This window comes from Parabacteroides sp. TM07-1AC (assembly GCF_003480915.1).
Lineage (GTDB): Bacteria > Bacteroidota > Bacteroidia > Bacteroidales > Tannerellaceae > Parabacteroides > Parabacteroides chongii.
In genome coordinates this window covers 142,165-154,067 of sequence record NZ_QUKD01000005.1, presented here as the reverse complement: position 1 = coordinate 154,067, position 11,903 = coordinate 142,165, and the positions used below count along the sequence as shown (strand labels likewise).

General features: G+C 43.2%; 12 protein-coding genes. 8 read left to right on the top strand and 4 right to left on the bottom strand.

What is annotated here, in order from left to right; all coding sequences use genetic code 11:
• The first annotated feature begins 3 nt into the window (after nucleotides 1-3).
• The 5 genes from DXD68_RS12445 (at nucleotide 4) to DXD68_RS12425 (ending at nucleotide 5,318) form a co-directional block, all read left to right on the top strand.
• Nucleotides 4-1,242 (top strand): glycosyltransferase, encoded by a 1,239-nt coding sequence (locus DXD68_RS12445; protein WP_122361826.1) that lies wholly within the window; start codon nucleotides 4-6, stop codon nucleotides 1,240-1,242.
• A 72-nt stretch (nucleotides 1,243-1,314) separates the two neighbouring features.
• On the top strand, nucleotides 1,315-2,325 hold the full coding sequence (locus tag DXD68_RS12440) for a LacI family DNA-binding transcriptional regulator (protein WP_122361824.1): 1,011 nt from the start codon (nucleotides 1,315-1,317) through the stop codon (nucleotides 2,323-2,325).
• 176 nt (nucleotides 2,326-2,501) lie between these two features.
• Entirely contained in the window at nucleotides 2,502-3,557 is a 1,056-nt protein-coding gene (locus tag DXD68_RS12435) for a uroporphyrinogen decarboxylase family protein (protein WP_122361822.1), read from the top strand.
• A 20-nt stretch (nucleotides 3,558-3,577) separates the two neighbouring features.
• Nucleotides 3,578-4,249, top strand: coding sequence for a corrinoid protein (locus tag DXD68_RS12430; protein ID WP_122361821.1), 672 nt, complete (start codon nucleotides 3,578-3,580; stop codon nucleotides 4,247-4,249).
• Nucleotide 4,250: 1 nt separating this feature from the next.
• Nucleotides 4,251-5,318, top strand: coding sequence for a uroporphyrinogen decarboxylase family protein (locus tag DXD68_RS12425; protein ID WP_122361819.1), 1,068 nt, complete (start codon nucleotides 4,251-4,253; stop codon nucleotides 5,316-5,318).
• 34 nt (nucleotides 5,319-5,352) lie between these two features.
• On the opposite strand, the gene DXD68_RS12420 is transcribed toward DXD68_RS12425, so the two are convergent.
• Nucleotides 5,353-6,552, bottom strand: coding sequence for an MFS transporter (locus DXD68_RS12420; RefSeq protein WP_122361817.1), 1,200 nt, complete (start codon nucleotides 6,550-6,552; stop codon nucleotides 5,353-5,355).
• Nucleotides 6,553-6,813: 261 nt separating this feature from the next.
• Nucleotides 6,814-7,917, bottom strand: a complete 1,104-nt coding sequence (gene pdxB, locus DXD68_RS12415) for a 4-phosphoerythronate dehydrogenase PdxB (protein WP_122361815.1) — start codon at nucleotides 7,915-7,917, stop codon at nucleotides 6,814-6,816.
• A 124-nt stretch (nucleotides 7,918-8,041) separates the two neighbouring features.
• On the opposite strand from pdxB, the gene DXD68_RS12410 reads away from it, so the two are divergent.
• From DXD68_RS12410 to DXD68_RS12400, 3 genes are read left to right on the top strand one after another with little or no spacing between them, the layout of a single operon-like run.
• Nucleotides 8,042-8,647, top strand: coding sequence for a DUF4254 domain-containing protein (locus DXD68_RS12410; RefSeq protein ID WP_122361813.1), 606 nt, complete (start codon nucleotides 8,042-8,044; stop codon nucleotides 8,645-8,647).
• A complete protein-coding gene (locus DXD68_RS12405; RefSeq protein WP_122361811.1) occupies nucleotides 8,647-9,672 on the top strand; it encodes a glycosyltransferase family 9 protein in 1,026 nt (341 codons plus the stop codon). Before DXD68_RS12410 ends, DXD68_RS12405 begins: the two co-directional genes overlap by 1 nt.
• The gene (locus tag DXD68_RS12400) at nucleotides 9,669-10,370 is read left to right on the top strand and encodes a lipopolysaccharide kinase InaA family protein (RefSeq protein ID WP_122361809.1); all 702 of its coding nucleotides are present in this window, start codon (nucleotides 9,669-9,671) and stop codon (nucleotides 10,368-10,370) included. The genes DXD68_RS12405 and DXD68_RS12400 overlap by 4 nt, the downstream gene beginning before the upstream one ends.
• Here DXD68_RS12400 and DXD68_RS12395 read toward each other — a convergent pair.
• Entirely contained in the window at nucleotides 10,360-11,115 is a 756-nt protein-coding gene (locus DXD68_RS12395) for a hypothetical protein (protein ID WP_122361807.1), read from the bottom strand. The genes DXD68_RS12400 and DXD68_RS12395 overlap by 11 nt on opposite strands.
• Before the next feature lie 8 nt (nucleotides 11,116-11,123).
• Nucleotides 11,124-11,897 carry a glycosyltransferase family 2 protein gene (locus DXD68_RS12390; protein ID WP_122361805.1) on the bottom strand — a complete coding sequence of 258 codons (774 nt, stop codon included), beginning with the start codon at nucleotides 11,895-11,897 and terminating at the stop codon, nucleotides 11,124-11,126.
• Nucleotides 11,898-11,903 lie beyond the last annotated feature (6 nt).

The window sequence follows — 11,903 nt, the reverse complement described above, 5'->3', positions numbered from 1 at the left end:
TAAATGAAAATACTACTTGTAACAAGAGGATCACAAGGTGACGTGCTGCCCTATCTGGCGGTGGCACGCGAGTTAGTCAAGCGCGGTCATGAAGTAACAATGAATGTTCCCCAGGTCTTTGAGGAAATGGTCAGAAAATACCCGGTGAAGGTCGTTTTGCAGGATTTCGATAATATCGGCGGAATGATGGCGGATGCAGCCGAGAACAAACAGAGCTTCAAAAGGATCGTGGAATGGACGCGTGATGCGATCGACAAACAGTTTGTGCAGGTGATCCCGCTCCTCGAACAGAATGATGTCCTGGTGGCAGCCAATACGGAGTTTGCGGCGACCGGCATTGCCGAATATTGCAAGAAGCCTTTTGTGCGTACGGCTTTCGCTCCTTTCCTGCCGGGCACAAAGATGCCGCCTCCCGCTTTCCCGTACCCGAAGCCCAATCCGGTCATTACGCCAAAATTGCTTTGGCTGATGATGAACAAGGTTTCCAACTATATGGTGAAAGATACGATCAACAAGAACCGGGTGAAATATGGCCTGTCACCGATCGATAACTTTGGTCAGGATGCGGCGAAGAATAGCGACAACTTCCTGCTGTACAGCCGTTACCTGGGACATACCGATCCGGTGTGGGACGAACGTTTCCGTTGGAATATCGGAGGCTATTGTTTTAATGATACGTTTGAATATGACGAAGAGGCTTATCAGGAACTGATGGCATTTATCCAAAGAGACCGGACACCGGTCATCTTCTTTACTTTGGGCAGTTGCACATCGAATGACCGGGAGCGTTTTTGTGGCATGCTGGCGCGTATCAGTGACCGGAAAAAATACCGGTTGGTTGTCGGTTCCGGTTGGGCAAAGACAGGAGAAACCTTGCAGGGAAGCGAACAACTGTACCTGATGAAGAAGCCGATTCCCCATCATCTTATTTTCCCTCACTGCGATGCCGTTATCCACCACGGAGGAAGCGGTACGACCCATAGTGTGGCGCGTGCAGGTGTTCCCCAGCTGATCACTCCTTTACTGCTTGACCAGCCTTATTGGGCGTATCGGGTACAAGTACTGGGATTAGGTCCGGAACGGGTGAAGATCGCCAAGGTGTCCGAGAATGAACTGGAACATAAAATAGCGGATTTGGTCGGTAACCCGGATTATAAAAAGAATGCAGCCGCAGTAAGTGAGCAGATCAAAAGTGAGAAGGGTATCGAAAACCTGTGTGATTATATTGAATCTTTAGGGTAAGATTGCAGGCTAAGAGAATTGTCTTTATTTTTGCTGTCGAATTATTCGGGTAAAAATTAAATTCCGGGAAATATGGGAATATCTCTTAAAGACATAGCTACTGCATTGAACGTCTCGAAAACAACCGTTTCATGGGTGTTGTCCGGACGTGGAGATGAGAATAAGATCAGTATGGCTATGCAGAAAAAGATAAAAGACTATGCCCGTCAGCATAATTATCAGCCCAATTTATTGGCAAAGAGCCTGAATTCAGGGAAGACGAATACAATTGGGCTGATCATACCGACCATTGCGGATACTTTCTTTGCGCAGATAGCCCGTGAGATAGAACTGGAAGCCGAGAAGTTAGGATATACCGTTACTTTCTGCAGTTCGGAATCGGACCCGGTCCGTGAAAGCAAACTGATTCGGATGCTGAAAGCCAAGCAGGTGGACGGATTGGTCATCGCTGTGACCGAGCATTCGAAGAAAGAGATTGAAAACCTGATGCAGGAGTCGTTCCCTTTCGTATTGATAGATCGCTACTTTTCGGATTTATCAACCAATTATGTGATCATAAATAATGAGGACAGTGTCCGTTGTGTCATGGATCGACTGATCGCAAACGGAAAGAAAAAGATAGCATTCGTAACCACAGAAACACGCCTGGGAGTTATGCAACAGCGTTTTAAAGGCTATTTGAGTGCTTTGCAGGATGCCTCTATAGATACTGATCCGAGGTTGGTGCTGGATATTGAGTACGATGAATATGAAAGTGATATAATCAAGAAACTGGATAAATTGTTTACAACATGTCCCGATGTGGACGGATTCTTTTTTGCCACTCACTTTTTGGCGTTGGAAGCATTGCGTTATTTCTACAGACATTCGGTCGACATTACGGAAAAAGTCGGATTGGGATGTCTGCACAGAATGCCTTCCTTCAGCATCCTGGCTCCCGGGATGATCGTGGTCGACCAACCGGTATCGATGATCGGAAAACAATCCGTGGATATTTTAATACAACATGTAAAAAATAAGGATATGCCCGTAGTCCGGACAGTCTTACCTATAGCCTTAGATCCGAATAGTAAGATAGTATAAGCAGATCGTAAGAATTGCTATTATTTATTTCCTCCAAGTTCTCGTCCTTTGGCAAATAATAAAATCAGTGATCTTATATCTTTCTACTTGACCGGTAAAGTAGGGTGATTTGAAGATTAGACAGACCAGTTAATGGCTGTTTTATATTGTTGGCTTTAAAATTAAAGAATATTCATATGGACACATTTGAACCGGATTACAGGAATATATTGAAAGTCCTGTATAATCAACGGCCAGATTATTTGCCCTTGTACGAGCATAATATAGATGCGCCTTTCATTTCCAAATGTACGGGAGAGGAGCTTTCGCTGGCTGCTTGTAAAAGTCAGTCCGACCTGGACTGTTACTTTGGGAAATATATCTCTTTTTGGAAGAAAAACACATACGATGCTTTCAGTTATGAAGCGGCTATTTGTGAGATACTTCCCGAACACGGTGCTATATTGGGAGGAAAGTTAGGTCCCATTCAAACCCGTGATGACTTTAACAAATACCCTTTTGAAGATATACCGCGTATTTTTTGGGAAACCTATGAGCCTCGCCTGCAGTCTATCCGGCGGATGATGCCGGCTGGAATGAAAGCGTACGGCGGTTGCGGTTATGGTATTTTTGAGACAGCACAGGATCTGGTAGGATATGAGAGCCTTTGTACGATGCAGTATCTCGATCCTGAATTATTTGCCGATTTGTTCCAAAAGATAGGCGAGTTGTATGAAACTCTCTGGAGCAGAATGGTCGACGAGTTTGACGACCTGTTTGTTTTTTACCGGATGGGAGATGATCTGGGACATCGCACCTCTACTATGCTTGAACCGGATACGATTCGTCACTTTATTCTTCCGCAACAGCAGAAAGTAATAGATATCGTTCACAGGAAGAATAAGAAATTCCTTCTGCATTCCTGTGGTAATATCATGTCGATTATGCCTGATATTCTGAAAATGGGGATCGATGCAAAGCATTCCAATGAAGATCAGATATGTCTTTTTGATGTATGGATTGATAATTATGCCGACAAGATAGGTTTGTTTGGTGGTTTCGATATGAATTATCTGATACTGAATCCGTATGACCAGGTGTATAATAAAGTCCTGGAAGAAGGCACCCGCTTTCGGGAAAAAGCGAATGGATATGGTTTGGGTTCAGGTAATTCTATTCCTGACTATATGCAGGTGGAGGGCTTCTATGCAATGGTAGATGCTGTAAAAGAGATCAGAAGAAGAGAAAAATAAACATACTAAATTGATACATTATGGAAACTATTTTTGAAAAAATAGCGTATTGTGTAGAAGTCGGCAAGATCAATGCCGCCACTCCTTATCCGCCGACGATGAAAGGAGAGGACGGTGCCGACGAGTTGACAGCTGCCGCTCTGGCAGAAGGATATTCACCGAATGAGGTGCTGACCGAAGGACTGATTGCCGGAATGAATCGCACAGGCGTTAAGTTTAAGGAAAACAAGGTATTTGTACCGCAGGTACTGATGAGTGCCAAAGCGATGAGCAGCGGTATGAACCATTTGAAAAAATACTTTGCAGACGGTTCTGTTAAGCGGAAAGGGAAGTTTATCGTTGGTACGGTACAAGGGGATTTGCATGATATCGGCAAAAACCTGGTCTGTATGATGGTCGAAGGAAACGGTTATGAGGTTATCGATCTGGGAGTGGACGTTTCGAAAGAGACTTTTGTGGAAGCTGTCCGGAAAAATCCGGATGCTTTTGTCGGTATGTCTGCCTTGCTGACGACAACGATGGTCAATATGGGGCCGATCAATGAGGCTATTAAGGCAGAATTTCCAAAGGTAAAAACATTTGTAGGAGGTGCACCCGTGAACGGTGATTTCGCCCAAAAGATAGGCGTGGATTATTATACGGAAGAACCTCAAAAGTTAGTTGAAATTTTAAACCGGTTAGCAGCCAATTGATATGACACCAAGAGAACGTTTTCTGACCGCTTTGAATGGCGGCGTTCCTGATAGAATACCTATTACGGAACATCTTTTCAGCCAAAAGCTTTTAAAGGAAGTTTTAGGATATAACACAATCCTTTATGAAGGAAAGGCGCAGGCCGAACTGGCTGCGAAACTGGGTATAGATGCCATATGGACTCCCATTAACGGTTTCTGTGGCATTGAAGAAACACCTCATGAAAAGGATGAGATTTATAAAGATGAATGGGGAGTTACGTATCGTAAAAACGGCTGGCCGATCATAGCCCAGATCGATACGCCTGTAAAAAGCCGGGAAGATTGGGAAAAGTATAATTTTCCGCCGGTGGATACGCCATACAGGCTCCGGATTTTTAAAGATACAAAAGGGGCCAATTCCGGTGATCTGGCTATAGTCCTGGGTGCCCTCGGTCCGTTCACGATGTTATCGTGGTATATCATGGATTTTGAAACTTTGTCGATCACGATGTATACAGATCCGGAAATGATCCATGAAATGAATGAAGCCGTGCTGAAATGGACGTTGGACGTTATTCGCCTGGCGATAGCGGATGGCGGTGTCGATTGTGTACAGATTTCGGACGACTGGGGAGGTACGAATTCGTTATTAATCTCTCCGGATGATTTCCGTACATTTTTTGTCCCGTATTTCAGACGGTTGGTAGAAGGCATAAAGGAGACGGGCGTTCCGGTGATCATGCATAATGACGGAAGAATATGGGACGTATTGGACGATCTGGTCGATTGTGGAATAGACGGACTGCATCCTGTAGAACGTGCCGCCGGTATGGACCTGAAAAAGGTGAAGGAAAAATATAAGGGAAAGCTGACTCCTGTCGGTAATATCAATAATAAAATAACAATGGCATCTGCAGACCCTGAAGATGTAAGGAAAGAAGTTTTGGAATGTATAAAGGAAGCCGGAGCCGACGGAGGTTATATTATTGCGACGGATCATAGCATACACGATCTGATCCCGTATGAGAATGTCAAATGTTTGATTGAGACCGTGAAGGAATACGGAACTTATCCGATTCAGCTTTGAACCGGCAAATAGCGGAGGTGAACGGATCGTTCATCTACCGCAATTTGTTTCTGTTGAAATGGGGGCCTGCTTTGAGAATGAAAAAGAAGGTCGACAATACCGTCAGGCAGGCCCCGAACAGATAGGCATAATTGAACCCGCCGAACTCCTGTGCAATGCTTCCGCCGATCATCAAACCGATGCCGATACCAACATCCCAGCTGGTCAGATAGGTCGAGGTTGCTGTTCCGCGCTGACTGTTGGGTGCCAGATTTACGAACAGGGTATTGAATGCCGGAAACATCGTACCGAAAGCCACTCCTTGCGACAGGGCAATGACAATGTATAAATAAGAGGTGAATACCGGATTCCATTTCATCAGTGTTTCCAATGATGCCAGGGCAAAGAAACTGGCACAGGCCAGATACATACCCAAAGTGATAACCAACGTGATACGCCCTTTGTCGACCTGCCGTCCGGAGAACAACCGTGATATGGCGAGACCTATTGCCATAAAGGTAAAGTAAAGCCCCGAATTAACGGAAATCCCTATCTCATCCGCATACATGGCGACATAGGTGGTCGTCATTCCGTAAGGAATGGATAGCATCAGCAGAGAGATGCCTGCCCAACCTCCTTTCATCAGGAAGAAGCGGTCGAGCGAGATCGGTTCTTTCTTTACCGGTTGCTTGTAGGGCGTTTTGACCAAGTATGCCATGATAAATCCCAGGAAACAAGAGACCAGTGAACAACCGAAGATCACTTCGTAGCTGAAGCTGGTATGCATGAACAGCCCGATCATCGGACCGAAACTCATCGCCAGGTTGTTCGCCAGTCCATAATAGCCGATCCCTTCACCGCGCCTGGAAGAGGGCAGAATATCGATCACGATCGTATTACCCGAAACCGTCACCATCCCGAAAGCGAACCCATGCAGGATACGCAGCACGATGAATATACTCAACAGGCTGGCAACCATATATCCGGCAAAAATGATCATGAACAGGACGTAAGCCAGCAAATACAGCGGACGGCGCGCAAACGTATCCAGCAGATATCCCGAAAACGGACGGATACAAAGAGCCGCTATCGTGTAGCAGGACAGGATAATTCCGATCATCGACTTGTCTGCCATGAACCGCTCCTGCAGGTAGAACGGTAGGATGGGCAAAATGAGGTAGAAGGCAAAAAACAGCAGGAAGTTTGCTGCCAATATATAACAAAAACCGGGTGATACTAATTTATCTTTTGCCATTGCAGTGAGTTGTTAGGATAACTTCTTGTCATTTTGTAAATAAGTAGCGTATATACAATATTTTCGCCGTTATGTCTGCCTGTTTGGTTGCCAATGTTTTTGCTTGTCGATAATTATGAACAAGCCTGTCGACAATTATCGGCAAGCTTGTTCATAATTGTCAACAGGCTTGCCGACAGTTGTCGACAGGCAAGAATGTCGCTGACAAATTTCATTGAATCCGTGTATAAAAAGAAATGTGTTCATTTGCTTTTTCCTTTATTATCGGAACCCTAGCTTGTTCAGAAGCATTCTTTCCTTATCTGTCGTATTCTTGACCTTATAGGCGGCAAACTCCCGCGGATGACTGTAGTTTGCACGAAACCATTCGAACCTTTCGGGCGTATCCCGTAAAGCCTTGTCGACAACAAGCGGATCGAAGCTCCGGAAGATTGCCTGTTCGATACGATGTTCCGTTACTTCGGCCAAATCGATTACCGGATCGACCGGATCGGGAGGTACGACTTCATTCAGCTTTTCTATGTGTAGACCGAAAAAGCGTTCGATATTTTCCAGGCAGGTGCGGGTCCCGTTGGCTTTGCCATCGGCAGAGAATCCGGCAATATGAGGAGTGGCTATGGCTGCCAAACTTAACAATTCGCGGTCGATCGCCGGTTCGTTTTCCCAGCAGTCGATCACTGCTTCGCTGATTTTTCCTGATTTCAGGGCTTCTATCAATGCCATCGTATCGTGTACAGCTCCTCTTGAAGCATTTACAATCCAGGGCTTTTTACATGTTTTGTTGAAAAAATCTTCGTCTGCCAGGTGACGGGTTGCATAAGGCCCTTCCTTTGTCAGCGGCGTATGGAAGGAGATAATATCAGCTTCTTCGGCGATCGTCTTCAGCGAAACAAATCCGGTCTCGCCCTCTGCTTCAGCCCGCGGCGGGTCATTGCGTAAAATGCGCATGCCGTAGGCTGTGCAAAGCTTCTCCAGTTCTTTCCCTACATGCCCTACGCCGATTATCCCGATTGTTTTCCCCTGTAACGGTTCGTTCCTGCGAAGTCCGATGACGATCAGTGAAGATAAAACGTATTGAGCGACTGAAACGGCATTGCATCCCGGAGCATTTTTCCAGGTGATGCCCGCTTCATCACAATACTTTATATCGATGTGGTCAAAGCCGATAGTTGCTGTCGTGATCAGCTTGACACGGCTTCCTTCCAATAATTCGCGGGTACATTTGTCGATGCTTCGTACAATCAGGGCGTCGGCATCATGAATGGTTGAAGGAGAAAACTCGTTTGAGTTGAGGTATTTTATATCTGCAATCGGTTCGGCTATACCTTTCAGGTAGGGAACCGTATTATCTGCTACTATTTTCATTTTGCCCGTATGTTACTGTATACACGGACAAAGGTAATGCTTTCTATGCGATTGATAACATTGCCCATATAAAAAGATTTTCTACCTTTGTCAACAGTATTTACAGAAAGCAAAACGATTATTTATGAATTTCAGCGAACAGTGTTACCGGATATTTGAACAGGCTACGAAAGCGTATCATGTTTCTGATGATGTGGATGCAACTATGCATAATCCGTATGAGGTGAAAAGTATCGAGTTTTATCTTTATTTGAAGAACTGGATTGATGCAGTGCAATGGCATCTGGAAGATATCATCCGTAATCCGGCGATCGACCCGGTCGAAGCAATTGCGATCAAGCGGCGTATAGACAAATCCAATCAGGACCGTACTGATCTGGTGGAACTGATCGATAGTTTCTTTCTGGATAAATACAAAGAAGTAAAGGTATTGCCGGACGCAACGATCAATACGGAGAGTCCGGCATGGGCGGTAGACCGTCTGTCTATCCTGACACTCAAGATCTACCATATGGCCGAAGAGGTGAATCGCCCCGATGCGACTGCTGAGCATAAAGCCAAATGTGAAGAAAAACTGAAAGTATTGCTGGAACAAAAAAACGACCTTTCAACAGCTTTGGATCAATTACTGACCGATATCAAGGAAGGACGCAAGTACATGAAAGTGTACAAACAGATGAAAATGTATAATGATCCGGCCTTGAATCCTGTATTATACGGTAAAAAATAATGGCAAAAATACTTGTTATACGACTTTCAGCTATAGGCGATGTCGCTATGACGGTTCCGGTGATTTACTCTGCCGCCAAAGCGAATCCGCAGGATACGTTTACTGTTCTTACGCAGGCTTTCCTGATACCCGTCTTCATGAACCGACCGGCGAATGTAGACGTGATAGGTATCAATACAAAGGCTGCGGAAAAGACCTTACCTGGACTGCTCCGGTTTGCTTCTGCTTTAGTTAAGTTTGAGTATGATATGGTATTGGATCTGCATAATGTGATCCGTACGATCATCATCCGTAGCTTATTCCGGATAAAAGGGAAAAAGGTCTATGTCGTAGACAAGGCTAGGAAGGAACGGAAAAACTTGACAGATCGCAATCATAAGAAACTGAAACCTTTGCGTCCGGTAATTGAACGTTATGCCGATGTGTTTCGGGCTGCCGGATTGAACTATACGGAAACGTTTACTTCCCTTTATGAATCGCATCCCGCTGACCTCTCGGCTATGGAAGCGGTGGCCGGTACGAAAAACGGCAAATGGATCGGGATTGCTCCTTTTGCCAAGCACCGGGGAAAAATATATCCGATAGATGATATGGAGCAGGTGGTTGCCCGTCTCTCCGAAAATGAAGATTACACGATCTTTCTGTTGGGAGGACGTGGTTACGAGGAAGCTGTCCTGGAACAATGGGCATTCCAGTATCCGCGTGTGAAAAGTCTTGTCGGACGCTATTCACTGGATAACGAACTGGCTTTGATCAGCCGGCTGGATGTATTGCTCTGCATGGATTCCGCCAATATGCATTTTGCCTCTTTGGTCGGAACGAAAGTGGTCTCTATTTGGGGAGCGACTCATCCGTATGCGGGATTCTATGGTTATCACCAGGATCCGAAGAATGCTGTTCAGCTGGATCTGCCGTGCCGTCCTTGTTCCGTATTCGGACAGAAACCCTGTTTTCGGGGCGATTGGGCCTGTATGATGCAGATAACACCGGAGAGGATAGTAGGAAAGATAAAAGAAATAATATGAAAATCGTAATAAATCCTTTATATAAAGAGTTTCAAACATTTATCGCTACATTGCCTGAAGTTTTTGAACAGGAAGGCGAAATAATTTTTCAAGGAAGAAATGTTTTAAAACGTTTTCAGATAAAAGGTATTTCCTTTATTGTTAAAAGATTTAAAAGACCGAATTGGATAAACCGATTTATTTATGTTTCCTTTCGTTCGTCTAAGGCAACACGTTCTTACCTAAATGGATTGAGGCTGGTAGAGTTTGGAATAAATACGCCATATCCGGTTGCTTATATAGAAGAATATTACTGGGGATTGTCTTATTCCTATTATATTACTTTAGAAGAAAAAGGGATGAAAGAAATCCGTTGTTTTTGTTCGGGTTTCGGGAATGGTGAACCTGTTGGGGTATTGGATGCATTCGGTAAGTTTACAGCTGATATGCATAAGAAAGGAGTGTTGCATAAAGACTATTCTCCAGGGAATATATTGTTCGCTTATCGTAATGGTGAAATATATTTTTCATTAGTAGATATAAACCGGATGAAATTTGGTGTTATTTCAGAAGAAGAAGGATATAAAAGTTTGAATCGGCTTTGGTTTGATGATAATGGATATAAGAGAGTAGCTTTGGCTTATGCCAAAGAAGCGGGCTATAATATGGAACATGCTTGGGAAAGGATTCGTTTTTATAAAGATAAGTTTATGAATTGAGACTTATCTTTTTGATCTTCTTCAGTATGGGGGTTTTGGGAAAGTTTTGATGAATATAACTGACTTGTTTGTGGGTAAGGCGTTTCATTTCATGATTTCTCATAAAGCTATCGACTCTTTTTTCAAATAATTCTCCACCATATACAGGATATCTGCTGGACTCTTCATTGTATTCATTATAAATGGGTTGTTTGAATATGTCGTTTTTAACTAGGTAGCATTGGTCTGAAAAACCATATCCAATGTAAAAGTTTTCTGTTTCATCAATGGATTCGTGTGCAGCTTCTTTATATTTATGGTTCCACACAGGATTGGCAACGGCAAAGTCCGTATGTTCATTCATTAGTTTGATTGCTTCTGAAATCCAATCAGTAGAAGGTGCTTTCTCCATTCTTGCGTCACTCGAAAAATGCAGATGATAAGTTGTTTTACTTAGATAAATCCCAACAAGTTCAGCTATCGAATAGTAATATCCTTTCCCAAATGATTTTTTGTCTATCTGAAAGAAATCAAGAGCTTCCTGGGCGTAATTTTCAGCAACATAGTAGGCGTCGATAACTCCTTTTCTTATTTTCTCATCTGCGAATTTGCATACTAAAGGAAGGTCGTTGACATTATTAATAATTAATTGTTTATGTTGAAATGTCGTATTACATCTTTGTATCATTTGATCCAAATAGGGAGTTTGTAAAAGGAACTCCCAGTCATTCTCATAACATTTGGTTTCGAAAGTAATTGTATCCATTTTCTATTTTATTTTAATTCCGGGTCTATCTCGTTTTCAGAAATTCTGGATTCCCATATTTTGGCAATAGTTGCAAATTTATAAAATGCATTTAATCCGCAATAAGTTAATCCTGCTTTGCCATCTCGAAAACCACCTTTTAATATATAAAGTTTGAAAAAGCGAAAAGTCGTTTCTCCGATTAATGACCAAAAAGGATATTTATTGTTTTTGCGCTTATCCAATTCATTGTCAGTATATTGGTTGGTTTTTCGTATATTTGTTGAAACAGAATCATTTGCCAGGTGTATAAAAGCCAGGTCTTTTCTATTTGAAGGGATGACTTCTATTTTCCCTTTAATTTGTGGCTGAGAATGTATAGAAGAAGGCCAATAAGTATTTTCCTTTTTTACAAAACGCAGCAAGTAACTTGGATAAACACAATGCATAAAGCGTCCCATGAAATAATTTTTCATAGGGATGCGAATACCGGAAGGACAGTTTTCTTCTTGAATCCGTTTGTATAAGAAATCTTTTAATGCGGGAGGAACTATTTCGTCTGCATCAATGACCAATACCCAAGGATATTTGGCAGATTGTATGGCGTAATTACGTGCAGGCTCAACATATCCGGTATTCTCGTGATAGATGATTGTGCAATTATATTTTTGTGCAATTGGAATAGTATTATCTGTACTATACATATCACAGATAAGTATTTCGTCGAATCCTTTTACAGCTTCTAATACTCTTTCGAGATACTTTTCTGCATTATAAGTATTTATGACAACGGAGATTTTCATATTTGA